At 70.8% G+C, this 25,609-nt stretch carries 20 protein-coding genes; 7 read left to right on the forward strand and 13 right to left on the reverse strand.

Annotation, left to right across the window (positions count from 1 at the left end):
* Positions 1-109: 109 nt before the first annotated feature.
* The 9 genes from AB0D27_RS20330 to AB0D27_RS20370 form a co-directional block, all read right to left on the reverse strand.
* Entirely contained in the window at positions 110-1,861 is a 1,752-nt protein-coding gene (locus tag AB0D27_RS20330) for an FAD-dependent monooxygenase (protein ID WP_362510379.1), read from the reverse strand.
* A 149-nt stretch (positions 1,862-2,010) separates the two neighbouring features.
* The gene (locus AB0D27_RS20335; protein WP_362510382.1) at positions 2,011-2,469 is read right to left on the reverse strand and encodes a pyridoxamine 5'-phosphate oxidase family protein; all 459 of its coding nucleotides are present in this window, start codon (positions 2,467-2,469) and stop codon (positions 2,011-2,013) included.
* A complete protein-coding gene (locus AB0D27_RS20340; RefSeq protein ID WP_362510385.1) occupies positions 2,466-3,593 on the reverse strand; it encodes a GntG family PLP-dependent aldolase in 1,128 nt (375 codons plus the stop codon). Before AB0D27_RS20340 ends, AB0D27_RS20335 begins: the two co-directional genes overlap by 4 nt.
* Positions 3,594-3,599: 6 nt before the next feature.
* Positions 3,600-5,177, reverse strand: coding sequence for an aldehyde dehydrogenase family protein (locus AB0D27_RS20345; RefSeq protein ID WP_362510388.1), 1,578 nt, complete (start codon positions 5,175-5,177; stop codon positions 3,600-3,602).
* Positions 5,174-6,274 carry a hypothetical protein gene (locus tag AB0D27_RS20350; RefSeq protein WP_362510391.1) on the reverse strand — a complete coding sequence of 367 codons (1,101 nt, stop codon included), beginning with the start codon at positions 6,272-6,274 and terminating at the stop codon, positions 5,174-5,176. Before AB0D27_RS20350 ends, AB0D27_RS20345 begins: the two co-directional genes overlap by 4 nt.
* Entirely contained in the window at positions 6,213-8,054 is a 1,842-nt protein-coding gene (locus AB0D27_RS20355) for an asparagine synthetase B (protein WP_362510394.1), read from the reverse strand. Before AB0D27_RS20355 ends, AB0D27_RS20350 begins: the two co-directional genes overlap by 62 nt.
* Positions 8,042-9,046, reverse strand: coding sequence for an alpha/beta hydrolase-fold protein (locus AB0D27_RS20360; RefSeq protein WP_362510397.1), 1,005 nt, complete (start codon positions 9,044-9,046; stop codon positions 8,042-8,044). Before AB0D27_RS20360 ends, AB0D27_RS20355 begins: the two co-directional genes overlap by 13 nt.
* Complete coding sequence (locus AB0D27_RS20365) at positions 9,043-10,449, reverse strand: MBL fold metallo-hydrolase (protein WP_362510400.1); 1,407 nt, start codon at positions 10,447-10,449, stop codon at positions 9,043-9,045. Before AB0D27_RS20365 ends, AB0D27_RS20360 begins: the two co-directional genes overlap by 4 nt.
* Positions 10,449-11,771 (reverse strand): SUMF1/EgtB/PvdO family nonheme iron enzyme, encoded by a 1,323-nt coding sequence (locus AB0D27_RS20370; protein WP_362510403.1) that lies wholly within the window; start codon positions 11,769-11,771, stop codon positions 10,449-10,451. Before AB0D27_RS20370 ends, AB0D27_RS20365 begins: the two co-directional genes overlap by 1 nt.
* A gap of 357 nt (positions 11,772-12,128) precedes the next feature.
* Between AB0D27_RS20370 and AB0D27_RS20375 the strand changes: the two genes are divergently transcribed.
* Positions 12,129-12,926: a phytanoyl-CoA dioxygenase family protein gene (locus AB0D27_RS20375; RefSeq protein ID WP_362510406.1), complete on the forward strand. Its 798-nt coding sequence runs from the start codon at positions 12,129-12,131 to the stop codon at positions 12,924-12,926.
* A 37-nt stretch (positions 12,927-12,963) separates the two neighbouring features.
* On the opposite strand, the gene AB0D27_RS20380 is transcribed toward AB0D27_RS20375, so the two are convergent.
* Positions 12,964-14,241: an ATP-grasp domain-containing protein gene (locus AB0D27_RS20380; protein WP_362510409.1), complete on the reverse strand. Its 1,278-nt coding sequence runs from the start codon at positions 14,239-14,241 to the stop codon at positions 12,964-12,966.
* 78 nt (positions 14,242-14,319) lie between these two features.
* On the opposite strand from AB0D27_RS20380, the gene AB0D27_RS20385 reads away from it, so the two are divergent.
* Together AB0D27_RS20385 and AB0D27_RS20390 are read left to right on the forward strand one after the other, a co-directional pair.
* Complete coding sequence (locus AB0D27_RS20385) at positions 14,320-15,519, forward strand: MFS transporter (RefSeq protein ID WP_362510412.1); 1,200 nt, start codon at positions 14,320-14,322, stop codon at positions 15,517-15,519.
* Positions 15,520-15,650: 131 nt separating this feature from the next.
* A complete protein-coding gene (locus AB0D27_RS20390; protein ID WP_362510415.1) occupies positions 15,651-16,919 on the forward strand; it encodes a nucleotide disphospho-sugar-binding domain-containing protein in 1,269 nt (422 codons plus the stop codon).
* A 54-nt stretch (positions 16,920-16,973) separates the two neighbouring features.
* Here the strand turns inward: AB0D27_RS20390 and AB0D27_RS20395 are convergent, their stop codons facing one another.
* Positions 16,974-18,491, reverse strand: a complete 1,518-nt coding sequence (locus AB0D27_RS20395) for an alpha/beta fold hydrolase (RefSeq protein ID WP_362510418.1) — start codon at positions 18,489-18,491, stop codon at positions 16,974-16,976.
* A 191-nt stretch (positions 18,492-18,682) separates the two neighbouring features.
* On the opposite strand from AB0D27_RS20395, the gene AB0D27_RS20400 reads away from it, so the two are divergent.
* From AB0D27_RS20400 to AB0D27_RS20415, 4 genes are all read left to right on the forward strand, one after another.
* Complete coding sequence (locus tag AB0D27_RS20400; protein WP_362510421.1) at positions 18,683-19,039, forward strand: VOC family protein; 357 nt, start codon at positions 18,683-18,685, stop codon at positions 19,037-19,039.
* Between the two features lie 132 nt (positions 19,040-19,171).
* Complete coding sequence (locus tag AB0D27_RS20405; RefSeq protein WP_362510424.1) at positions 19,172-21,565, forward strand: excinuclease ABC subunit UvrA; 2,394 nt, start codon at positions 19,172-19,174, stop codon at positions 21,563-21,565.
* A 190-nt stretch (positions 21,566-21,755) separates the two neighbouring features.
* Positions 21,756-22,736, forward strand: a complete 981-nt coding sequence (gene rfbB, locus AB0D27_RS20410) for a dTDP-glucose 4,6-dehydratase (protein WP_362510427.1) — start codon at positions 21,756-21,758, stop codon at positions 22,734-22,736.
* The gene (locus AB0D27_RS20415; protein ID WP_362510430.1) at positions 22,733-24,121 is read left to right on the forward strand and encodes an NDP-hexose 2,3-dehydratase family protein; all 1,389 of its coding nucleotides are present in this window, start codon (positions 22,733-22,735) and stop codon (positions 24,119-24,121) included. Before rfbB ends, AB0D27_RS20415 begins: the two co-directional genes overlap by 4 nt.
* 68 nt (positions 24,122-24,189) lie before the next feature.
* Here AB0D27_RS20415 and AB0D27_RS20420 read toward each other — a convergent pair whose 3' ends face one another.
* Together AB0D27_RS20420 and AB0D27_RS20425 are read right to left on the reverse strand one after the other, a co-directional pair.
* Entirely contained in the window at positions 24,190-24,642 is a 453-nt protein-coding gene (locus AB0D27_RS20420) for a carboxymuconolactone decarboxylase family protein (protein WP_362510433.1), read from the reverse strand.
* 134 nt (positions 24,643-24,776) lie between these two features.
* On the reverse strand, positions 24,777-25,520 hold the full coding sequence (locus AB0D27_RS20425; protein WP_362510436.1) for a gamma-glutamyl-gamma-aminobutyrate hydrolase family protein: 744 nt from the start codon (positions 25,518-25,520) through the stop codon (positions 24,777-24,779).
* Positions 25,521-25,609 lie beyond the last annotated feature (89 nt).

The raw sequence follows: 25,609 nt of genomic DNA on the forward strand, positions 1-25,609 counted from the left end.
GTTTGTTGTTTTTATTGTGGTGTATGTCCGAGCTTCGGTGTGTGCCCGCCAACCGCTGGCGCGCGCCCAGCCCCCGGGCCCCCCCCACTTCTCGTTTCTCGTCGGGAGATCAGCGGTCCAGGAGAGCGGCGAACACGTCCGCCAGAACCTGCTTCGGGTCCTCCGTGCCTTCCGTACTGCGCCAGGCGACGTGCTGGTCGGGGCGCACCACGATCGCGCCGGCGTCGGTGATCTGCCGGACGGCCTCCCACCCGCCGTCCACGTCGGCGAACTCGGCGCCGGCGCCGATGCGGGCCGTGACGACCGGGATCGAGAACTTCTCCGCCACCCGCTCGGCCGCCTCGCACCACGGCATCCCCTGCGGGCCGGTGATCAGCGTGAAGCCGGTCGTGCCGGTGAGGTCGAGAGTGGACAGGCGGTCGCCGTCCCGGGTGATCCAGGCGTGCGGCAGCCGGTGCCCGGGGCGGGACGTCGGCTGGTGCACGTTCCGCATGGGGACGCGGACCGGCGGCTCGCTGCCGTCGCGGACGATCGCGCCCGCCTCGTAGCCGAAGCCGATCTCCATGTCGAGCGACTGGCATCCGCCACGGTGGGTGTGGAAGATCTCCAGGGCGCGCGCCCGCACGGTGTCACCGAGCGGAGACGGGTCGAAGTACGCCTGGAGCCGCTGCCCACGGCGCCCCGCCGGGATGTTGTGGCCGGCGCCGATGGCGTCGATGACCGCCTGGTGGTGGACGGCGGCGGACGTCGCCCAGTCGACGTTCTCCCTGCCCACGGGCCGGCGCTCGGCCTCGTAGGTGTCGATCAGGCTGTCGGGCGCGCGGCCGGTCAGCACCGCGGCCAGCTTCCACGCGAGGTTGTGCACGTCCTGGATGCCGGTGTTGAGGCCCAGTCCGACGGCGGGCGGCTGGCGGTGCGCGGCGTCACCGGCGATCAGTACCCGGCCGACCCGGTAGCGATCGGCGAGGTGCGCGTGCACGATCCAGTCCGTCACCTTGTGCACGGTCACTTCCAGGTCCGGCAGGCGCAGGAGCTCACGGATCCTGGGGATGACCGTCTCCGCGTCCCAGCGGCCGGGCGGCCCTGGAGCGAAGTGCAGACCCCACTGCTCGCAGGCCTTCCCCCAGCTCGGTCCCATCTCGATCAGGTTGCTGGAGAGGTCGGGGTCCTCCGGGCTGAGGAAGTGCGTGATGAGCGTGCCCTCCTCCCACCACTGGGACAGATCGGCGGAGAAGTACGCGGTCGTGGTGTTGACCAGCCCGGGCGGGCCCTGCATCTCTATGCCGGCCGCGGGTCCGACCATGCGGCCGCCGTCGGCGCCGATGAGGTATTGCGCCTTGACCGTGGTGATCTCACCGCTCTCGAGGTTGCGCACCTCGGCGACGACGTGGTCGCCCTCGTCGGAGAAGGTGGTCACCTCGTGGTGGAAGCGAATCCGCCCGGGATTGCGCTGTTCCGCATGGCGGCGCAGGATCGGCTCCAGCCACATCTGCGGCAGCTTGGCGGGCAGGACGGGCCCGACCGCCGCGTAGCTCTCTCGCAGCTCACCGCCGCCGAAGGCGTCCATCTCATGGATCAGGCGCCGGTCCATCGGCCCGTCGCCCGCGAGCGTGGTCTGCCAGCGCACCTTGCCGAACAACTCCAGCGGCGCCGCCTCCGCGAGCACGTCGTCAATGATGCCGTGCTGGCGGAAGATCTCCATCGTGCGCTGGTTGAGATAGTGCGCCTTCGGAATCCTCGACGTGTCCGGGTGCCGTTCCACCAGCAGATGATCGACGCCCTGGTCGGACAGGAAAACGGAGGCGGACAGACCGCATCCGCCGCCGCCCACGATCAGGACCGGAACCTCGATTGCTTCCATTTTCGCCCTTCCAGAATTGACGGATGCCTTGCCTTCGCAGCGTGGCAAAGCCCTCTTCAGCTCCGGTCAAGAACGACTGGACTCCGCCTGCTTCGGCCGGTCACGCGGGCGACCGGCCGACCCAGGCGGAGAGGCCGGGTTCCGGGTGGTCAGCCGAGCCAGGCGCCGTCGCGCATGAGGCCGCGTCCCGCCAGCTCGTTCGCCTCCCGCCAGGCCTGGACTCGCCGCGGCCGGATCCGGAAGTACTGGTAGGGCGCGTCGGTCTCGAGACGCGGGTCGAACCCGGTCTTGGCCGCGAACGCGTCGCCCGTCTCCTGACCGAGCTCGGCGATGTCCACCGGTTCCGCGACGCCGTCGACGATCACGACGTCTCGCGTCGGTCCGAGGCCGAGGCGCACCCGGTCGTCCGCCAGCAGGTTGCGGCCGGTGACCGAGGTCCGCGGCGTCGAGATGAGGAACGCGGTCCCGTCCCAGAGGTACGAGAGCGGGATGAGGTGGACGCCGCCCGAGGCGCCCGACGTCGCGACCCAGAGATCGACGTCGTTCTCCACTCTCGCGCGGGTGTCCCGCAGCCTCTCCTCCAGGCCACGCGGTGGCACGTCCGTCATGCTTCCTCCATGCAAGTCATGGAGAGTCCCCGGCCGGGGAGGTCTCCGTCGGTTGTCAGCCGGGCCGCGGGCACCGTGGCCGCCACGGCCGCCAGCGCGCTGACGGCCTCGCGCACACCGATCATGTCGTGTGCCCGGTGCGTCACGAAGCGCACGTATCCGTTCGGCAGCGGCAGTACGAGCACGCCGTGGCCGGCGAGGCGCGCGGCGCACTCGTCCGGGGTCAGCCCGGCAAGCCGCGCCATGACCATGTTGGTCGGCCGTGGCGGGCGCATCAGCTCGACGCCGGGCACCGACTCCAGCCCGCAGGCGAGCGCGGCGGCCGTCTCGTGATCGGCGGCCAGGTCGGGCAGGCGCCCCAGCGCGAGAAGCGCGGGCGCCGCGACGACTCCCGCCTGGTGCATGGAGCCGCCCAGCCACCCCCTCAGCTCGCGGGCGCGCGCGACGTACTCGCCTGACCCGCACAGCAGTCCGCCGACCGGCGCGCCGAGCCCCTTGGAGACCGAGAACGCGACGCTGTCCGCGGGCTCCGCCAGCTCTGCGGGACGGACCCCGAGCGCCACGGCCGCGTTCGCGAGCCGGGCGCCGTCGAGGTGGAAGTGCGCGCCGTAGCGGTGGGCCAGCGCGGCCACGGCGCGCGTCGCCGCGGCGTCGAGGGCGTTGCCGGAGCGCATCATGCTCGTGTTCTCGAGACAGACCACGGTCGGCGGGCCCGCTCCGGTGGAGAGCAGCGCGGTCAGCACGTCGAGGTCGGGCAGGCCGTCGGGACGCTGCTCCACCGGCAGCAGCTCGACCCCGCCGAAGCGGCGCAGCCCGCGTGACTCGAGGAACGCCATGTGGGTGTCGGCGCCGACGATCAGCCGCGGCGCGGGCGATCCCGGCGGGCCGAACGCGGCGAGCGGGGCGAGCAGGTTGGCCATCGTGCTGGTGGGCGTGAGCAGCGCGGCCTCCGTGCCGAGCAGTTCGGCCACCCGCTCCTCGAGGACGGCGACCGTGGGGTCGTCGCCGTACACGTCGTCCCCGACCTGCGCCCCGGCCATCGCCGCGCGCATCCGCGCGTCCGGCACGGTGCGGGTGTCGCTGCGGAAGTCGAGCCGAGGGGAACCGGAACCGGCCCGCGCCATCGCGGCCTACCGCCCCGGCCGGTGGGCCACCCAGACGGCGCGGGGCCTGGTGTAGCCCTCCACCGCGTGGATGCCCAGCTCACGGCCGTATCCGGACTGACCGAGACCCGAGACGCTGACCGTCTCCTCCGTGTCGCCCCAGGTGTTTACCCACACCATGCCGGCGCGCAGGGCCCGGCTGAAGCGCTCGACCCGGTCGGCGTCCGACGTCCAGACCGAGGCGGACAGGCCGTACGCGGTGTCGTGCGCGAGGGCCAGGGCCTCGGGGTCGGTGTCGAACGACGCGACGGACAGTACCGGGCCGAAGATCTCCTCGCGCCAGGCACGGACATCGTGCGGCGCGTCGTCCACGATGACCGGGTTGACGAAGAACCCGCCGTCGAGATCGTGCCGTACCTCGGAACAGCCGGGCGGAAGGATCACCTCCGCGCCCCGCGCCGCCGCCTCCTCGACCACCTCGGCCGCGCGGTCGGCGGCCGCCCGGCTGATCAGCGGGCCGAGATCGGTGCCGGGCTCCTCCGGCGGGCCGACCCGGAGGGCGGCGGCCAGCTCGGCCACGCGGCCGACGAACTCGTCGTGCACGGCCCGGTCGACGATCAGGCGTGTCCCGGCCACGCACATCTGGCCGGTGTTGCCGGTGAATCCCGTGACGACCGCCCGCGCGGCCGCGTCGAGGTCGGCGTCGCGGAAGACCACGACGGGACTCTTGCCGCCCAGCTCCAGGGAGACGGGCTTGAGGCCGTCCGCGCAGCGTCGCGCGACCTCGCGCCCCGCCGTCGTCGAGCCGGTGAAGGAGATCATGCCGACGGCCGGGTGGTCGCAGAGCAGCCGGCCGGTCTCGGCGCCACCGTAGACGGCGGTGAGCACGTCCTCGGGAAGCACTTCGGCGGCGCGGTCGACCAGGCGGCGGATCGAGAGCGGTGTTTCGGGTGCCGGCTTGACGACGACCGTGTTGCCGTACGCGAGCGCCGCGGCGATCTTCCAGACGGCCAGCAGGAGCGGGTAGTTGTTCGGGGAGATCGCCGCGCACACCCCGACCGGCACACGGTCGGTGTAGGTGCGCATGCCGGGGCCGGTCGGATGGGTTTCCCCCACCGGGTACCGGGCCGCCGCAGCGAACCAGTCGACCACCCGGGCGGCGAAGTCCACCTCTCCGACGGCGCGTGCCGTGGGCTTGCCCGCGTTGCGCCGCTCCAGCGCCGCGAGCTCGTCGCGGTCGTCGCGCAGCAGGTTCCCGAGCTCGCGCAGGAGGCCGGAACGGTGGGCCGGGGAGGTGTCGGCCCAGACCCCGCGGAACGCCGCGTCCGCGCGTGCCACGGCGTCGGCGACGCCGGGCCCGTCGGTGTCCGGCACGCGGGTGACGGCGCGACCGGTGGCGGGGTCGAGGATCGGCCGTCCCGCCGCGGCCATCCCAACACCCCGGACGACGCCGAGCCCGTCGCGACCGGTCACGGGGTCCAGGACCCGCCGCCCCGCCGCGGCCATCCCAACACCCCTGACGACGCCGGGCCCGTCGGAGTCCGGCACGCCGGTGACGGCGCTACCGGTCGCGGGGTCCAGGACCGGCCGTTCCGGGGCGGTCATCCCAGCACCTCGGCGTTGCCGGTGAGCCGCAGCGCGGCGTCGATCTCGGCGACCAGGCCGAGGAACGTCTCCCGCCCCATGCCCGTACCCGCGCTGCCGAGGAGCCTGAGGTCGTACCCGTCAGGGTGCTGCCACCAGGCGTCGCAGGCTCCGAACTCGGCGTTGAGGTAGCCCAGGTGCACCGGGCGGCCGTCGAGATCGCGGAGCTCGTCGGTGGCAGGGTGCTTGTCCCGCGTCGGCGGGAACTCGAGGCGCCCGCCGCCGGTGCGCTGCGCCGTGAGGCGCAGCTCGCCGCCGGATGCCGAGGCGTAGACGACTTCCAGCTCACGAACGGCACAGCCGTCGCCGAACGTCGCGGCGCTGTCGGCGTGGAATCCACCGGCCGACACCGGCACTCCCTGCTCGGTGAGGAAGGCGGTGACGTCGCCCGACGGAATCCAGTCGCCCTCGTGCTGCCGCCCGCGCCGGTGGAAGGAGAAGACGCCGGTGGGCACCGACACCATGTCGGCCGGGTGCCTGGCCCAGTAGCTCAGCTCGCAGAACGGTGTGGCCAGCACCCTCGCCACCGCCTCCGGCACGGCCGGCCGCAGCGCGGCGAACAGCGCGACGATCTCGTCGTCGGAGAACTCGCCCTCCAGCACCGAGAGTTCGACCGTGGTCCGCGCCATCCGGGCGCTGCCGGCCTGGTGGCCCAGGTAGTCGGTCCCGAGCCAGACCACCCGGCCCTCGCCGATCTCGAACGGCCGGGTCTCACTGCCCCAAAGGCACGGGTGGTCGGCGGCGGGGAAGGCCCAGTCGTAGAGGAACTGCTTGAGGCGCAGCCGGCGTCCGCCGCCGGAGATCTCGGTGCGGTAGCCGGACGGGTTGGCGTCGCTCCACGGACTGCGGCCCACGGCGTCGACGCGTCCGGGGGGAGCCTCGCGGCGAAGCGTTCCGACGCTGGTGTCGCAGCCCTCGGGCAGGCTGGACGGCCGCCACAACACGAAGTCGCACCAGTCCTGGGCTCGCGCCTCCTCGATCACCGGGGGCACCGGATCAAGGTCGGCCGCGCTGTCCAAGATCTGCCAGCGCCACCGGGGGACGGAACTGCTCACCATGGCTCCTCGGGTCGGTTCTGAGCTCCGCGAGGTGGTCGAGCCAAGCGGAGCTTGATGAAAGAAACATCCATTCGCCGACTCCCAGCTCGGCGCGGATCCCGGCCGGCAACCGCGGCAGCCCGAAGGGGGTGCCGAGCCCGTCGGCCAGCTCGGCCAGCCGTCTGACGTAGCCGGGGTCGGTGGGAGTCGGGAAGCCCTGTTTGCGACGGCGCCGCACCGAGTCGGGCAGCAGGTCGGCGAGCCCGGTCTTGAGCAGCTCCTTGTGGCTGCCGGGCTCGCCGGTGTCCTTCAGGTACTCGGGACAGCGGAAGGCCAGCTCGGCGAGGGTGACGTCCTGGAAGACGGGCCGGTCCTCCAGGGTGAAGGTCGACGATGTGGCGTCCACCATGTCGTTGACGTAGACCAGGAAGCGCCGCATCAGGTGGTACCTGCCGCGTTTGAGCGGATCCGGCGTCGCGAGCGCCCGATACTCGGCCATGGTGCGTTCCCACACCCGTTCGGCCACCGCCGTCATGTCGACGTCGAGTTCGTGCGCCAGCCAGCTGACGAGCCGGGCCCAGACCGGCCGTTCGTCGCCGTGGAGCCGGTGGGTGAGGTAGTGGCGCCCGTGGATGTGCGTGGGCGCGGCGGGGTCGACGACGGGGAAGTACCGGCCGTCCTGGTACCCCCAGAGCTCGTCGGCTCCGTGTCCTGAATAGACGACCACGTTCCCGTCGCCGGCGATGGTCCGGTAGAGCTGGTGCATCGCCAGCTCGGCGCCGTGCAGCAGCGGTCGCATCAGCCGGGTGGGCAGGACCGGCACCAGGTCGGCGGCGGCGTGGCGGTCCAGGTCGCAGACGGTCAGCGGCACACCGAGACGGTCGGCGACCTCGGCGGCGTGCGCCACGTCGTCGCCCGAGCCGCCGATGCCGTCCTGGTAGCGCAGCACGTACGCGTCGATGGGCACTCCCGCCGCGGTCAGGCCCGCGACGATCGCCGAGCTGTCGACGCCACCACTGAGCACCGCTGCCCGGGGGACGTCGGACACGGACCGCTCCGCGACCGCCCGGTCGAAGGCCGCCCTGATCTCCTCGGGACCGACCGGGACGTCGTCCGGCTCGGGCCGCCAGTAGCGGTGCGTGCGCGTCCGCGGCGGGTCGACCACCAGGTACTCGGCGGGCTGCAGGGACTTGACGCCGCGCAGCCAGGTGCGGTCGTCGGCCGCGTCCATCCGGATCCAGGAGCGCAGCACGAACTCCTCGGGGTCCGCCTCGGGTGCCACCAGGCCGGTGCGCAGCAGCACCCCCGCCTCCGAGGCGAACAGCAGTCCGCCGTGGGTGAAGGCGTAGACCAGCGGTTTCACGCCGAAGTGGTCGCGGGCCAGCACCACGCGGCCGGTCGCGGTGTCGTGCCAGGCGAGCGCGAACATGCCGGACAGCGGCCGCAGCGCGGCCGCGGGATCGGACTCGCGGCAGACCTGCTGGAGCACGAACTCGGTGTCACAGGTGGTGCGGCGCGGCCACAGCGGTGGCGCGGGCGACCGGGAGCCGTAGACCTCGCCGTTGTGCACCAGCACGACCCGGCCACCGGGGTCGGTCATCGGCTGGTCGCCCGCCGCGGTGCGGTCGCGGATCGCCAGCCGCGTCGCGCACAGCATGACGGTGCCGCACGACGAGACGTACGGGGCGCAGGCCCCCTCGCCGCGGTGCGCCATGGCCTCGGTCATCGTCCGGCCCAGCGCGTCCAGCCACGCGGCATCCCGCCGTCCGTCCAGGCTGATGAAGCCCGCTATGCCGCACACGTGTCACGCTCCGATTCCCGCCACACCCGCCAGAGCTCCGCCAGTGCCTCGGTGAACACGTACTCGATGCCGTGGTGTCCGCCCTCGTGCTCGCGGTAGACGTGGGGGACGCCGTGCGCGCCGAGGGCCGCGCGCAGCGCGCGGACCCCCCAGTGCATGCCGTACTCGTCGCGTTCGCCGACGCCGAGGTGGAGCAGACCGAGTCCGGCGAGACGGCCGGCGTGGGCGGGGAGCATCCGCACCGGGTCGTAGGTGAGCCACCGCCGCCACACCTCGTCGCGGAACAGGCCCGTCGCCGGGTCGCACGGCAGCGCGTCCGACGGGGTGGTCAGAGGGTCGTCGGCGTAGCACATGCCCATCGCGACGATGCTCATTGCCACCATGAAGGGGACGTCGTGCGGGCCGCTGTCCCGGCGGGCCAGCAGCCCGTCGACGCCGCCGGCCGCCCTGACGGTGTCGAGCGTGGCGGGGAGCAGCGGCAGGTAGCAGTGCTCGAACCCGGCGTCGGGCGAGCAGGCGATCACCGCCCCGAACAGCTCCGAGGTCATGCCCGCGACGAGCGCCCCGTAGCCGCCGCTGGACTTCCCCGCGACGGCGCGCCAGGCCGGCTCCGGCCGGGTCGCGAACCGCCGGTCCACCTCCGCGACGACCTCGGCGAGGTAGGCGGCGTACCGGCCGGAGGCGGCGGAGTCGAGGTACTGCGAGCCGCCGTAGACAGTCGTGCAGTCGGGTACGACGAGCAGCGCGGGCGGCACTCGGCCGTCCGCCATCGCCTGGCGGAGGCGGTCGGCGACGGATCCGCCGAAGGCGAGCGCCCGGCCGCCGAGGCTGGGGTGGGCGCCGAACCCCGGCAGCCAGTACACGACCGGGTACCGCCGGACGCCGTCGTAGCCCGGCGGCAGGCACACCTCGGTCCGGCGGCGGTGCGGGTCGCCCAGCGGGTTGCCTCGCAGGCAGGCGCTCTCGTGGTCGAACACGACCGGGTCGCTCATGGGCCGCTCGCCTCCCGCAGCGCGCGGTCCACGTGGCGTGTGTAGAACGACGGGTGGTGGAAGACCGCGGAGAGCAGGACGCCGTCGCTGGCCCACAGGCCGAAGGAGCTGCCGAACAGCAGGTCGGCGTCGAGCATGGCCTCCAGCGTGCTCGCCGCCGTCTCGGTCCAGCCCTCACCGCCGGCGACGTGGCTCCGGGCCGGCCCCGAGCCGAGCCGCGTCACCCGGCCCGCCACCGGGTCGAGCAGAAAGGCGGTCTCGCCGCCGTCGTCCTCGTACAGCGAGATGACGTGCCGTCCGGCGCCGTCGTCCAGCGCCCGGTACCAGTAGTCGGTCGCCACCAACCGGTCCAGCAGCTCGCGGAGCATGTCCTCGCAGGCGCGGGTCTGGCGACCGTACCGGTCGAGGGCGGCGTCGAACGGCGGCACCGCCGTGCCCGGGTCGAGCGTCACCTCGGAATAGACCTGATCGAAGTCGTACGCGCCGGGCGCGACCGGCCCGGCGGCCGGGGCGGCCTTGCCGTCCGCCACCTCGATCACCTGGCCAGGGCCCCACAGCAGGCCGTCGCGGCCCAGCTCGTCCAGGCGCCGCAGGGCCTCGGTCGGGGTGAAGGGGAACATCGTCCGGTTGCACCAGGAGTAGTCGCGCTCGCCGTCGCCGCTGACGCGCCAGCCGAACGAGGAGGGCACCGTCAAGGCCGCGGGGATCGCCTCGATGTACCGGTCGAAGTTCGCGACGGCGCGGGCGCGGGCCGCGTCCGGGTCCGTCAGCGGGCGGCGCTCGGTGAGCACACCGGGCGGCGCGATGCTGTGCGCGGGGACGAACACGGCGTCGAGCCGGGGCGCGTCCTCGCGGCGGAAGGCCTCCACGGTCGCCTCGTCAAGGAGCGCGTCCCCGCACAGCAGGACTGCCGCGTCGGCCGTCTGAACCAGCACGCTCATCTCGGGGAACGGTACGGCCGAGGGGAACGTCCGCAGGGTGGCCCCGCCCAGGGTGATCGTGTCGCCCGGCGTCACCGGGCGCAGGCGTTCGAAGCCGAAGCGGCGCAGCGTCCAGGCGATCGCCTGGTGCCCGAGCCCCGAGGCGGTCAGCTGCGGCGGCACGGGGCCCGCGGGGTACACGCAGGTGACGCCGGAGCTCTGGCGCGGGCCGTCGTCGAAGTCCACGTCGGTGCCGTCGACCAGGCGCAGCAGCGAGGGGAAGTGGTGGTGGTCGAAGTGGTGATGGCTGAGGACCACGTAGTCGACCCCGTCGTCGAGCACCTCCCGGACCAGGTCGTCCGGCAGCGGCGGGTGGTGCTCCCAGAAGCGGTCCAGGCGCTGGGTGAGCCACGGGTCGAAGAGGATCCGCTCCGTCCCCGTCTCGACGAGGACCGCGGCATGCCCGAGCGAGGTCAGACGCATCAGCCGCTCGTCTCGTACACGCAGCGGAAGCCGACCTCGTTGTGCCGGTCGGTGATCAGGTCCTTGCCCCGGTAGAACGTGGTCAGGCAGGTCGGCGGCGACGTCCAGGTGCCACCGCGCAGGACGTGGAAGGCATCCTTGCGGTTCATGAAGTCCAGCGGGTGCCGTCCCTTGAAGAAGGGGTCCATGTCCTCGCCGGTGTAGAAGTTGGTCCGGGTCAGCTCCCAGACGTTCCCCGACATCTGCAGGACGCCGTACGGGCTGGCGCCCTGCGGGAGGGCGTCCGCGGGCAGCACCGGATGGGCGGGGTTGTCACCCTGCGAGATGGTGACCAGCAGCGCCTCGAGGGAGTCGAGGTCGGCCACGGCCTCGCCGAACGAGCGCTCGACGTAGTTCACCCGGTCGGGGTCCCACTCCTCGCCCCACGGGTAGCGGCGGCCGTCCACGCCACGTGCGGCCTTCTCCCACTGGACCTCGCTGGGCAGCGAGCCACCGGCCCACTTCGCGAAGGCGTAGGCGTCGTACCAGTCGAGGCCGACGACCGGGAGGTCGGCTGCGTTGAAGCGCGGGTCGTGCCCGTGCGCGGGGCGGTGCGAGCGCTCGAGCGGCTGGTCCGGGTGGTCGAACTCGCCGGAGTCGCCGACCTCGTCCAGGAACTCCCGGTAGCGCGCGTTGGTGACGGTGGTCCGGTCGATGAGGAACTCGGGCACGTCCACGGCGCGCAGTGTGCTGTCGTCCTGCGCCATCCGGAAGGCGTCGGGCTTCGCGTGCGCGCCGATGATCGCCGGACCGCCCGGCACCAGGACGACGTCGGCGTGGCGCCGGGGCCGCCCCCGCGCAGCATCGATCCGCGCCCGCATGTCGGTGAAGTACTCGTCCTCGAGACGGCGGAGTTCGGCGGGGTCGCGGGTGCCGAAGACGGCGATGAGGGCGCGCTTGGTGAGCGCCGCGCCGCAGCCGACCGGCTTGCGCTCCCAGCCGGGCCGGGCGAAGTTGCTGGGCCAGCCGGAGATGCGGATGAGGTCGGGGACGGCGGCGGCGATCCGGTACTCCGCGATGACCTTGAGCGCGGTGAACGCGACCCAGTCGACCGTGTCGTGTGTCGCGGCGGCCACAGCGGCGTCGGCGGCGGGGTCGCCCACGTGATGCGCGGCCAGCAGCCGCACCGCGCCGGCGCGCACCGGCCACTCCGGATGAGTGACCACGAGGCTCGCCAGCAACGGCACCCCGTCGGCGGCCCGGCCCTTCTCCTCGGCCAGCTCGACGACGCGCTCCACCGATGCCCAGTAGCGGTCGTCGGAGGAGTCGTCGATCACCAGCATGTCGGCGGGAATGTCGATGACTTGTGAAACGCGATTACCTACCATCTCAACCTCTCTCAGGACGACGTGCCGCCCGTACGGAATTCAATTCCGTACGGGCGGCGTATTTCACCGTCAGAGGACTACCACTTGCTGGTTTCCTCGTCCGCGTCACGGGTCTCCATAAAGGTACGGTCGCTCATTTTTCACTCCTTCCGCCACAGCTATTCATGCGGCCGAATGACCTCATGGCCCGAGAGGATACGCAGGGCGCCGAAGGCACGGCAACGGCCATTACTGGCAAACCTTGAACATGAACATCCCGTGATACATGCGGGTAAGTTCGCGGCGATCCGACGTTAAGAGAGGGAGGAAAGAATGGTTGACACGGATTCCCGTGACATACGGGAGAACGGGTTCGTGCGGCTCCCCGCGCTCGCGACCGGCGACGCGCTCGCCCGGCTCCGGCGCGCGGTGGGCCGACTCGAGGAGCTCGCTCACGACCGCACGGTCTCGACCGGGGACTTCGTCCTCGAGGCGCCCGGCATAGGCGGATGGGCGGCCTGGCAGCAGGGGGCCGGGGCCCTCACGGGTGTGCTCCGGTCAGCCGACCGCATCCATGTGCACGTCCCCGAGTTCGACGCCGTGCAGCGGTCGCTGGGCCTGGCCGACGGGCCGGTCGCCCGGGCCGCCGGCGGCCCGGGCACGCTGGTCAACGCCTTCCTGTGGGCCAAGCCGCCCGTGGTGGGCTCGGCGAAGCCCTGGCACCAGGACATGGCCTTCGCGCCGCCCGGCTTCGGCACGCAGGAGCACGGTGTCGTGACGATCTGGGTCGCGCTCGAGCCCGCCACCCCGCGCAACGGCTGCCTCGAGTTCCTCCCCGGCTCCCACCTGCTCGGGCTGCTCCCGCACACCGGGCACCGCGAGCGTCTGCCGGGCGAGCCGCCGCTGGAGGGGGCGGTCGAGCCGCACGTCGCGGACGAGCATCTGCCGCGCGCGGCCGAGCCGGTCGCCGTGCCCCTCGAACCCGGTTCGGCCGTCATGTTCGACGGCATGGTGCTGCACCGCTCGGCGCCCAACGCGACGGCTTCGGAGCCACGCACCGCCGTCAGCTTCGTCTACAAGGTGCCGCGGCCGTCCTGGACGCGGCGGGAGCCGGCCGCGGCCCGGCTGTGATGTTCGACCGCGGCGGGTCAGCGGTTGAACGGCGTGTTCAGGAGCGGGCCCCGCGGTCGAGGACGTAGAAGGCGGCGCCGTCGAGGTGGCGGATCGTGTTCAGGTCGCGCTGCACGACTTCCTCGAGGTCGTGCAGCAGCGTCACGATGACCGGGTAGGTGAGGTCGTCGACCGTCCGGTGGATCTCCTGGCCCGGTTTCACTGGAGTGGCCAGGGTGTGGAAGCTCTCCAGCTCCTCGATCTCCCCGATGCCCCGGTATTCGCTGAGCAGGCCCTGCACCGGCGAGACCATGCCGGCGATCGCGCAGTACCGCCGCACCGCGTACGGGCTTTCGGCCCGGGCGTGGAACCGCTCGGGACGCAGGTAGGCGTCGACGGTCCACTCCAGCTGTGACTCGCCGATGCCGAGGCCGGCGCAGGCCGGGATGCCGCCGCCGGCTATCCGGGCGCCGACCTCCACCAGGCACGGCCCGGACGGCGTCATCCTGATCTCTACGTGCGCCGGGCCGTGCCGGATGCCGAGGGCGTCCAGGACCTGGAAGGCGTAGTCCCCGAGGGGCTCCACGACCCGGCTCCTCGAGTCGATCAGCGAGAGGGCGTCGCAGAGGTCGACGACACCGTTCGCGCTGACGCGGCTGGTCCGCCAGACGTCGCACACGTGGTGGCGGCCGTCCCGGCTGACGGTGTTCACCATGTACTCGGTGCCCGGCAGGTACTCCTGCGCCACGGCCCCGTTGTTGGGCTGGGAGAAGACGTCGTCGGCGTCGGCGAGGGACAGGAAGGCCGCGACCGACTCCTCCGGTGTGTCGCAGAAGGAGACCCCCTGGCTGCCCGCGCTGCGCGGCGGCTTGACGACGACGCGTCCGCCGAGCTCGCGGTGCCAGGCGGCGAGCTCGTCCCCGTCGGTGGCCCACAGCTGCCGGGCCGCGCGGAGCCCGGCGGCGCGCACGGTCTCGACCATGAGGTGCTTGTCGCGCCGCGCGGCGCTGAGGGCGGTTCCGTTGCCGGGCAGGCCGAGTCGCTCCGCGAGCAGGTCCGCCAGCTCCACCCCGACCTCGCCACCCGAGATCACCGCGACCGGCGCGAACGCCGCGACCTCGTCGACCGTGGCCGCCAGGTCGCCGTCGTGGACGATATCGGCGACGAAGTCATCGGGGACGTGAGGAGCCGACCGGTATACGAACGGCACGTCACGCGTGCTCTGCACACGGACGACGGAGCACCCTTGCTCCCGGAATTCCAGAACGAGTGAACGGACCGCGGCGTAGGCATCGACCATCACGATGCACGGGCTGCCCTCAATGGCTGCTTTCATATGTTCAACGATAGACAGACTTTCCCCTCGCCGAAATGCGTTCAGCTCTGACATCCTCCAGTCCTGGAGGAGTACGTGATGACATTTTTTCCGGCGACTTTTCGCTCGCCGCATTTCATTCCGGTATTGCTGTTTGTCAACACGTGCGGGAGTTTTCTGGTTCTCGTGAGCCTTTCCACGCACGTGGGGTCGGTCACCGGGTCGGGACTGCTCGCCGGAGCCGTGCTGAGTGCGCCGTGGCTGCCCGCGCTGCTGCTGGCCGGACCGCTCAACCGGCTGCTCGGGCGGCACGCCCCGGAGCGGCTCGTCCGGCTGGCCGAGGCGGCGAGCCTGCTGATGACCGCGGCAGCCCTCGTGGCACCGGGCCGCGCACTGCTCGCGGTCGCCACCGCTCTCGTCCTCGCCCGCGGGTTCTTCGAGACGGTCACCCGCTCGGCCACGTCGGTCGCCCTGCGCGGCACAGTCCCGCCGCAACGGCTTGACCGGGCCAACACCGTCGCGGAGATCGGCAAGTTGACCGGACTCAGCGTCGGCGCGGCGCTGGCGGGGCCGGCCGGGGCGGTCCTGCCGCTCCGGGGCCTGATCGCGGTGAACGTGGCGACGCTGGCGCTCTCCGCGCTCCTCGCCTGGGCATTGCCGTCGCCCCCCGAGGGGGCCCCCGTGGAGGGCCGGGACGGTGCGGGCTCCGCGACCGGCACGCGCCTGCGTGTCGAGGACCCGGTGCTGCGCAGGCTGTTCGCCCGTTTCCTCCTGGTGGCGTTCTGGCAGGGCTTCCACACGGTGGCCGTCACCGTGATCCCGCTCCATGTGCTGGGCGGCGGAACCCGCCTGGTGGGAGTGTTCGTCGCGATCTCGGCGATCGCCATATTCGCCGGCTCGCTCGCCGCCCTACCGGCCCAGCGCTACCTCGACCGCGTCCCCTCGGCCGCATGGGCCGTGCTCCCCATGCCGCCCCTGCTGGCGGCGGTGCTGGTCGGCCGCACGGTGCCGACGCTCGTGCTGTACGCGCTCTTCCTGGTCCTCTTCGAGGTTGCCTACGTCCACTACAACAACCGGCTGCTGGCCGCGGCCTCCGCCGAGGAGCTCTCGTCGGTGGTGACTCTCCGGGCCACGCTGCTCCCCTCGGGTGTGGCGGTCTCCATCCTGGTCATGGGCGCGCTCTGCGACCTGGTGGGCCCCCTGCCCGCGGCCCTCGTGGTCGCCGTCATCACCTTCCTGGTCACCGCCGCGACCGGCACCATCCGGCAAACGTGGAGAAGACCTGTACGGGACGCGTGATCATGATGGCAGGGGCCGGAAAGTGCGGCGTTCACCAGTGAATTCCTACGCCCCTGAATCTAAGGAAGTCCGTCGTGCGGGTTCTCATTGTGCCGTTTCCCTTTAAAACACATCTGTTCAACCTGGTTCCGTTGGCGTGGTCCCTGCAGACGGCCGGGCACGAGGTGCGCATGGCCGGCTGGCCGGATCTGCTCGACGCCGTCACCGGGGCCGGGCTGACGGGCATAGGCGTCGGTCCTGGCGAGACCGCGGAGCAACGGAAGCAGCGGGACCAGCGGGCCCAGCGCAAAACGGCTCCCGCGCCCGCCGCGGGAGGGCCTCCGCAGGGAGGCCTCGGTCCGCTGTTCGACGTGCGGCCGGATCGTGAGCGGCTGAGCTGGGAGCAGGTCACCAGGCTCTTCGACACCCTGGTGCTTCCGCAGGCACGGCGATCCAACGACTCGATGATGGACGACCTGGTCGGATTCGCCCGTGAATGGCGGCCCGATCTGGTGCTCTGGGGCGCGAAGGCGTTCGCAGGAGCGGTGGCCGCCGCCGCGGTGGGAGCGGTGCACGCCCGGGTGCTGTACTCGGTCGACGTCTACACCCGCATGCGTGAGGACTACCTGCACGCCAAGGCCCTGCAGCCACCGGAGGAACGCGTCGACGGACTGCGTGACTGGCTGGCGGGCTGGGCCGGGAAGTACGGCTGCGAGTTCTCTGAGGACCTGGTGAACGGACAGTTCACGATCGACCCGCTTCCGGAGGCGTTCCGGCCCGACCCCCGGCCGACCACGCTTCCCGTGCAGTTCGTTCCCTACAACGGGCCGACCGTCGTGCCGCGGTGGCTCGCCGAGCCCCCGCGGGCGCCGCGGGTCCTGATGACGTTCGGCGACTCGGTGAACGACGGGCCGGTACAGCACCTGCTGCCCGTCGAACGCATCCAGGAGATCCTCGACTCGGTGGGCGACCTGGAGATGGAGCTGGTCCTGACCCTGCCGCTGGACTCCCAGCGGCGGCTGCGCCGGGTGCCGGCCAACACCCGCCTCGTGGAGTCCGTTCCCCTCTCCGAGGTCCTGCCGACCTGCGCGGCCATGGTGCATCACGGCGGCACCTGGTCGTTCGGCTGCGCCCTGCGCTACGGCGTCCCCCAGTTACTGATCAGCCGGGCGTTCGACGTTCCGCTGAAGCTCCGGTGCCTCGACCGGACGGGGGCGGGGCTCTCCATGAAGCCCGCCGAGGTGGACGGGCCCGAAGTCCGCGCCGCGATCGTCCGCCTGCTGGAGGACGGAACCATCCGGGCGAACGCCCAGCGGCTCCGTCAGGAGGTGCTCGCCATGCCCGCACCCAACGCACTGGCGCGAACCCTGGAAGAACTGGTCGTCGCCCACCGGGCCGGCGCGGCCCCCGCCACGCGCTGACCCGGAGAAGGCGGGCCCCGCATGATGATCATGCGGGGCCCGCCCGGTGACGGATCAGGGCACCGGCACCGGGTCTGCGGCCGCCTGGCAGGTGGCATCGACGCCCACCTGGGAGGCGGGACGGGTTCCGTCCCTCAGGTAGTCGCTGACGTAGGCGTTGAGGCAGGTGTTGTTGTTCGCCGACAGCGCCGCGCCGACGTTGTGGCCGCCCTGTTCCAGGATGAGCCGGGAGTTCGGGAACAGCGCGTGGGTCTCGTAGGCGCCGCTGACGCCGTGCGCGGTGTCGAACTCCGGCTGCACCAGCAGGACGTCCACCTTGCGGTTGCCGACCTTCCGCGCCTTCTGGGCGGGCACCGGCCAGAAGGCGCACGGCGCGCTGTACCAGGCGTTGGTCCAGGTCAGGAACCGGTTTCCGGCGGCGTACTGGCGGGAGTAGTCCGTGTGCCAGCGGTTCCAGTCCCGCGGACCGGGGGCGTCGACGCACTGGACCGCGTTGGTCATCGCGTGCCTGTTCTGGTGCGGGAAGCCCGGGTCCGTGTAGTTGGCCCGCAGCGACGTCGGGTCACCGCGCAACGCCCAGTCGGCGAGTATCTTCGCGCGGGAGAGCCAGGTCCAGCTGCGGTAGACGACCGGCTCGAAGACGTCCGCCCACTCGGCCGGGCCGATCTTGCCGTCGAGGGGCGCCGCGCTGAGCGCGTCCTGACCCTTGTAGTAGTTCGCCTCGACCTCGGCCTCGGTCGTGCCCAGGTGGTAGACCGCGTCGTACTTGGCGACCCAGGTGAAGAAGATCTTGGCGTTCTGCTCGGACGTCACGTTCTTGTCGAGGTTGTTCTGATACCACGCGCCGCTGGGACGCACCACGCTGTCCAGCAGCATCCGGTGCACCCGGTTCGGGTACATCGAGGCGTATACCGAGCCCAGGTAGGTGCCCCAGTCGGTGCCGAAGTAGGTGATCTGCTCCTGGCCGAGCGCGATCCGCATCTGGTCGAGGTCGCGCGCGGCGTCCTTCGTGCTGAGGTGCTTGAGCACGTCGCCGTACTTGTCGCCGCAGCTCTCGGCGTACGCGCGGGCCCGGTCCGCCCACTCCTGCTCGGCGGCGGGGGTGCTCGGTACGGGATCCGGCTGCGCGTGCCCCGGATAGACGTAGTCACTGTCGCAGACAACCGCCGGCTCGCTGGCCCCGACGCCGCGCGGGTCGAAGCCGATCCAGTCGTAGGCGGCACCGACGTCCTGCGCCAGCCCGGTCGTGCCCTTGGCGTACCGGGTGGGCAGGTCGCGCCCGATGCCGCCGGGCCACTGGCCGCGGTTCAGCAGCACGACGCCCTTGTACTGGGCGTCGGGGGCGGTGTGCTTGGCCCTGGTCAGCGCCAGGGTGATCTTCTGGCCGGCGGGCTGACTGTAGTCGAGCGGCACCTGAACCGAGCCGCACTCCAGGCCCTTGAGCAGAGCGCCGAGGACCGGGTCGGTGTCCGGGCACGGCGACCAGGCGACGCTTCCGACGGCCGGCGCGGTCGCGTCCTCCGCCGCCGCCACCGGGGCGACGGTCGGACCCAGCAGACCGGTCGCAATCACTGATGCGACCAATGCGAGCTTTTTCACGTGATTCCCCATTCTGGATGCAACGCGCTCGCAGCCTGACAAGGGCCTCTTTAATTCCGGTCAAAGATGGCTGGAACCGCGAGGGAGTGAGCAAGAACGGAGAAGCGCCGCGTCTTGGAATTTCCCTAGCATGAAATAACGAGATCCCAACCCCAGGAGTGATCATGGCTGACCCTGCCGTCCAGGGAATCAAGACCGTTCTGCATCCCGTCGTGGACCTGGCAACGGCCAAGAAGGTGTACACCGCCCTGCTCGGCGTCGAACCGCAGACCGACGGGGACTTCTATGTCGGCTTCGATGTCGCGGGTCAGCACATCGGGCTGGTGCCGGGAGCGGGAACGCAGGGGATGACCTCGCCGGTCGCCTACTGGCACGTCCCCGACATCGAGGCGAAGCTGGCCGAGGTGACCGCCGCGGGCGCCACGGTGAAGAACGCCGCCGCCGACGTCGGCGGCGGCCGTCTGGTGGCCACCGTCACCGACCTCGACGGCAATGTTCTCGGACTGCTGCAGGACCGCTGAGGTCGGAGCGTCCCCTTGAATCCCCCTTCAGTCCCCCTCGAGTCCTCCTCGAGGGGGATTCGAGGGCTGCGCTCTAATCTCGCCGGATGGGACCGGGCAAAGGCGGTCCGCATCCTGAGAGATGGAGACACGATGAGCAAGGACACCAGGACGGACGCGCGCTCGTCCGAGCCTCACGTCGCCGACCGCCACGATCTGATCCGCGTGCACGGTGCGCGTGTGAACAACCTCAAGGACGTCAGCGTCGAGATCCCGAAGCGCCGGCTGACGGTGTTCACCGGGGTGTCCGGCTCGGGCAAGAGCTCGCTGGTGTTCGGCACGATCGCCGCGGAGTCGCAGCGGCTGATCAACGAGACGTACAGCGCGTTCGTGCAGGGTTTCATGCCGACGCTCGCGCGTCCCGAGGTCGACGTCCTGGAGGGGCTGACGACCGCGATCATCGTCGACCAGCAGCGGCTGGGTGCCGACCCCCGCTCCACGGTCGGCACCGCCACCGACGCCAACGCGATGCTGCGCATCCTGTTCAGCCGCCTCGGGCAGCCGTATGTCGGCCCGCCCAGCGCGTTCGCCTTCAACGTCCCCAAGCGGACGGCGAGCGGGGCCATGAAGGTCGACAAGGGCAAGGGCGAGCGGATCGTGGTGCGCAAGGCCGTCTACCACGGCGGCATGTGCGCGCGCTGCGAAGGCCGCGGCCTGGTCTCCGACATCGACCTCACCCAGCTCTACGACGACTCCAAGGCGATCGGCGACGGCGCGTTCACCATCCCCGGCTGGAAGCAGGACAGCTTCTGGACCACACGGGTCTACGCCGAGTCGGGCATCCTCGACCCGAAGAAGCCGATCCGCGAATTCACCGAGAAGGAGATGCGGGACTTCCTCTACGGTGACTCGACCAAGGTGAAGATCGACGGTGTCAACCTGACCTACGAGGGCCTGATCCCGAAGATCCAGAAGTCGATGCTGTCCAAGGACAAGGCATCGCTGCAGCCGCACATCCGGGCGTTCGTGGAGCGGGCGGTGACCTTCACCTCCTGTCCCGAGTGCGGCGGTTCCCGGCTCAGCGAGGAGGCCAGGTCGTCGAAGATCGGCGGGATCAGCATCGCCGACGCCTGCGCGATGGAGATCAGGAACCTGGCCGCGTGGGTGCGCGAGCTGGACGAGCCGTCGGTGGCGCCGCTGCTGGCCAAGCTGCAGCACACCCTGGACTCGATCGTGGAGATCGGCCTCGGCTACCTCTCACTCGAACGTCCGGCGGGCACCCTGTCGGGCGGTGAGGGACAGCGCGTCAAGATGATCCGCCACCTCGGCTCCTCGCTCACCGACACCACCTATGTCTTCGACGAGCCCACCACGGGCCTGCACCCCCATGACATCAGCCGGATGAACGACCTGCTGCTGCGGTTGCGCGACAAGGGCAACACGGTGCTTGTCGTGGAGCACAAGCCGGAGGCGATCGCGATCGCCGACCACATCGTCGACCTCGGCCCGCGCGCGGGCGCCGACGGTGGCGCGGTGATGTTCGAGGGTTCCCTCGCAGGGCTGCGGGACAGCGGCACGCTCACCGGCCGCCACCTCGACGACCGGGCCACCCTCAAGGAGACGGTCCGGGAGCCGAAGGGGTGCCTCGAGATCCGCGGCGCCGCGACGCACAACCTCCAGGACGTCGACGTCGACATCCCCCTCGGCGTGCTGTGCGTCGTCACCGGGGTGGCGGGCTCCGGCAAGAGTTCGCTGATCCACGGCTCGGTGGCACGCCGGGACGGCGTGGTGGCCGTCGACCAGTCGCCGATCAAGGGTTCACGCCGCAGCAATCCGGCGACCTACACCGGCCTGCTCGACCCGATCCGCAATGCCTTCGCCAAGGCCAACGGTGTGAAGCCCGCGTTGTTCAGCGCCAACTCCGAGGGTGCCTGCCCCACGTGCAACGGCGCGGGCGTCATCTACACCGATCTGGCGATGATGGCGGGCGTCGCCACCACCTGCGAGGACTGCGAGGGCAGGCGTTTCGAGGCGTCGGTCCTGGACTACCGTCTGGGCGGCCGCGACATCAGTGACGTCCTCGCCATGCCGGTCGACGAGGCCAAGGACTTCTTCGGCGCCGGAGAGGCGCGCGTCCCCGCCGCCCTCCGGATCCTCGAACGCCTCTCCGACGTGGGTCTCGGCTACCTCGACATCGGCCGGCCCCTCACCACTCTGTCGGGCGGCGAACGCCAGCGGCTCAAGCTGGCCACCCACATGGCGGAAAAGGGCGGCGTCCATGTACTGGACGAACCCACCACCGGCCTCCACCTCGCCGACGTCGAGAACCTGCTCGGACTGCTCGACCGTCTTGTCGACGCGGGCAAGTCGGTGATCGTCATCGAGCACCACCAGGCCGTGATGGCCCACGCCGACTGGATCATCGACCTCGGCCCCGGTGCCGGCCACGAGGGCGGCCGGATCGTCTTCGAGGGCACTCCCGCCGACCTCGTCGCCGGCCGGTCGACCCTCACCGGCGAACACCTCGCGGCGTACACCGGTCGGTAAGGCCTGCTCGGGGGTGGTGGCGGGACGAGACCCGCCACCACCCCCGACGTTTTCAGCGGTTGAACCGGCAATCTGAAAGATGCCCGGAATCAGGCACTTCTTTAGCGTGAATTGCGCGGCATCCATCCCCTCATCGAAAAGGGAAAAGACACATGCTTCGACCGTGGAATTCCGACTGCGATGTGCTCTCATGAGAATCCTCGTCACCGGCGGAGCCGGATTCATAGGCTCGCATTACGTACGGACCATGCTCGACGGGGGATATCCGGGTTTCGAGGACGCGCACGTCACCGTTCTGGACCAGCTGACCTACGCGGGAAACCGTGACAACCTCCCCGCCTCCCACCCACGGCTCACCTTCGTGCGGGGGAACATCCTCGACCGGGAGCTGCTGCGCACGGTGCTGGACGGCCAGGACACGGCGGTGCACTTCGCGGCCGAGAGCCATGTGGACCGTTCGATCGAGAGTGGCACCGCGTTCGTCCGGACCAATGTGGAGGGCACGCAGGCGCTGCTCGAGGCCTGCCTGACGGTCGGCATCGAGCGGGTGGTGCACGTCTCGACGGACGAGGTGTACGGGTCCATCGACGAGGGATTCTGGACCGAGGAGTCCCCCCTCCTGCCGAACTCCCCTTATGCCGCGTCCAAGGCCGCGTCCGACCTCATCGCCCTGGCCTACTTCCGCACACACCGGTTGAACGTCTCGGTCACCCGCTGCTCCAACAACTACGGCCCCTACCAGCACCCCGAGAAGTTCATCCCGCTCGCCGTCACCCATCTGCTCGAAGGACGCCCCATCCCCGTCTACGGGGACGGACAGCAGATCCGCGAGTGGCTGCACGTGGACGACCACTGCCGGGCCGTGCACCGGGTGCTCACCGGGGGCAGGGCGGGCGAGGCCTACAACATCGGCGCCGGTACGGCCGTGCCGAACCTGACGCTGGCGCACCGGCTCGCCGAACTGTGCGGAGCGGAGCCGGACATGATCCGGCACATCACCGACCGCAAGGGCCACGACCGGCGCTACGCCCTGGACCAGACCAAAATCGAGCGGGAGCTCGGCCACCTTCCCCTCACGCCATTCGACAAGGGTCTTGCCGAGACCGTCGCGTGGTACCAGGACAACCCGCAGTGGTGGAAGCCGGTCGAGAAGAGCGGTGGTCGGCCGTGAGCGCACGGGCACGACTGGTTCCGCGTTCCGGAGCCGGGATCTCCGAAAGGCTGGCCCTGTCCGCCGCGACGGCGGAGGGCGTCCACATCGCGACCTCCGACGTGCCGGGCTGGCTGGACTTCCACCGGCTGTCCTGTGGGACGACGATCCGGCGGATCCCGTTCGCCGAACTCGACCACTGGTCGTTCGCGCCGGAGACCGGCGACCTGCGGCACCGCAGCGGACGGTTCTTCACCGTCGAGGGCCTGCACGTCGTCCGGCCGGCGGCCGAGTGGCAGCAGCCGATCATCGTGCAACCGGAGATCGGCATCCTCGGCATCCTGGCCAAGGAGTTCGACGGGGTCCTCCACTTCCTCATGCAGGCGAAGATGGAGCCCGGCAACCCCAACCTGGTGCAGCTCTCCCCCACCGTGCAGGCCACCCGCAGCAACTACACGAAGGCCCACGGCGGGGCGGAGGTGAAGTACCTGGAACACTTCCTCGCCCCGGACAGGGGCCGGGTGCTCACGGACGTCCTGCAATCCGAGCACGGCGCCTGGTTCTACCAAAAGCGCAACCGCAACATCATCGTCGAGGTGGACGGTGACGTACCCGTCGACGACGAGTTCCGCTGGCTCACCCTCGGACAGATCGTGGCGATGCTCCGCTTGGACAACGTCGTGAACATGGACGCGCGCACCGTGCTGGCGAGCGCTCCGATGGCCCCTCCCGAGCCCGGGGCGCTGTCGTCCGACTCCGACCTGCTGGCCTGGTTCACGGGGGAACGGGCCCGGCAGGACATCCGCACCCGCCGCATGCCCCTGCGGGAGGTCGCCGGGTGGCGGCGCGACGAGCAGTCCATCCGCCGAGTCGACGACAGGTTCTTCCGGGTGGTGGCGGTGTCCGTCGAGGGCGCGGGCCGTGAGGTCGTCGGCTGGACCCAGCCGATCATCGAACCGGTGGGTCCCGGGATCGTCGGCTTCGCCCACCGCGTGTTCGACGGCGTCCCGCACGTCCTCGTGCACGGGCGCGTCGAGGGCGGCTTCCTCGACACCGCCGAACTCGCGCCGACCGTGCAGTGCGTTCCGGCGAACTACGTCCATCTGGCGGCGGAGCACCGCCCGCCCTTCCTCGACCTGATGCTGAACGCGTCCCCTGACCGCGTCCGCTACTCGGCGATCCACTCCGAGGAGGGCGGCCGGTTCCTCAACGCCGAGAGCCGCTACCTGATCGTCGAGACCGACGAGGCCACGACGCCCGCCCAGGCGCCCCCGGGATTCCACTGGGTCACCCCGGGCCAGCTGAACTGGCTCGCCGGGCACAGCCGCTACGTCAACGTGCAGGCCAGGACCCTGCTCGCCGTCCTCAACACCAGCGCGGCCAGCCGCGCCCACCTGTACGTGTGAGTCCGGAAACAGCACAAGGCCCTGTTCGGTGGATCGTCCACCGAACAGGGCCTGAGAACGAAATGCGCTTACCGGGTCCCGGCGAGCCGAGAGGTCATCGGGGTCCACTTCTTGGGGTTGATACGCCAGTCCACCGGCTCCTGCTTGGTGACGACATTGACGCGGTTCCAGAGATTGACCAGACCGATGTGGAGAACCACGGCGCCGAGCTCCTGCTCGCTGAAGTGCTTGGCGGCCTCGTCCCAGACCTCGTCCGGCACCGGGTCCACCTGGTCGTTGATGCGCGTGGCGGCCTCGGCCAGCGCCAGCACCGAGCGCTCGGCGTCGGTGAAGCAGGTCTGCTCCCGCCAGGTCGCCACCAGGGGGAGGCGGTAGTCCTCTTCCCCCGCCTCCTCGAATTCGCGCTTCTTCACGGGGATCTGGACCGGACGGCCGTTGATCTGACTCACCCGCAGATGGATGAGCACAAGCGTCTGCAACGGCACACCGACATTGTTGATGGCCCTGACCAGCGCGCGCATGGGCGGCAGAACATCGGGTACAACCAGAGACGGGTTAGGCATCCGTGGCGACATCTGTAATTCTCCTTCAGATTGGGATCAGATATCAGCTTGCCCGCAGGGCAGCCTTTTCTCAAGTTTGTGAATTTCGGCGGCTAGCTGATTTTCGGAAACTCGGCGGCTTGGGCGAGTGCTTGATGAAGTCGTTTGTCGGCCGTTTGCCCGGCTTCCCATTGCACGCCGATCGCGAAGGGGTGATCCGTGACTTCGATGGCCTCGACGGTCCCGTCCTGCGCCCAGCCGGTGGCGGTGAGGCCGGCGCCGAGCCGGTTGACGGCCTGGTGATGATGACAGGCCGATTCCGGCTCGTCCTCATCGAGGACGCCGGCGATCCGGCTGCCCGACTGGAGCTTCAACCGGTGGTGGCCGAGCTCGAAGGACGGCGTTCGCGGACGGTGGCCGTCGTGGCCCGTGACGTCCGGCAGGTGCTGGTGGAGGGTGCCTCCGTGCAGCACGTTGAGCAGTTGCATACCGCGGCAGATGGCCAGGACGGGCAGCTGGACGTCGAGTGCCGCCCGGACCAGCGCCAGTTCGGCGCGGTCGGCGTCCGGGCTCATCGCCCGGGTCACCGGGTGCGTGGCCTCGCCGTACAGCCCCGGATCCAGATCGGGGCCGCCCGGGATCAGCAGGCCGTCGAGCCGGTCGACCAGACGTTCGACGCCGGGCAGCAGCGGAAGCAGCAGGGGCGTGCAGCCCGCCGCGGACAGGAAGGCCACGTGCGACTGGAGCGCGAGGCTGACGACCAAGTCGCTGCCCTGGAGCGTGACCGGCGCGGTCCGCGCGCAGATCCCGATCACCGGCCGCCCGGCGCTCGCCGGATCATTCACGACTGAATTCATGACCACCCTCATGGGTTTCCGGGTTCAACTGAGGAAAACACGCACATGAAACAACCCGCTTCCGCGGACAGTCATCGCCGTCAAAATAG

This window comes from Streptomyces sp. NPDC048415, assembly GCF_040651675.1.
Classification (GTDB): domain Bacteria; phylum Actinomycetota; class Actinomycetes; order Streptomycetales; family Streptomycetaceae; genus Streptomyces.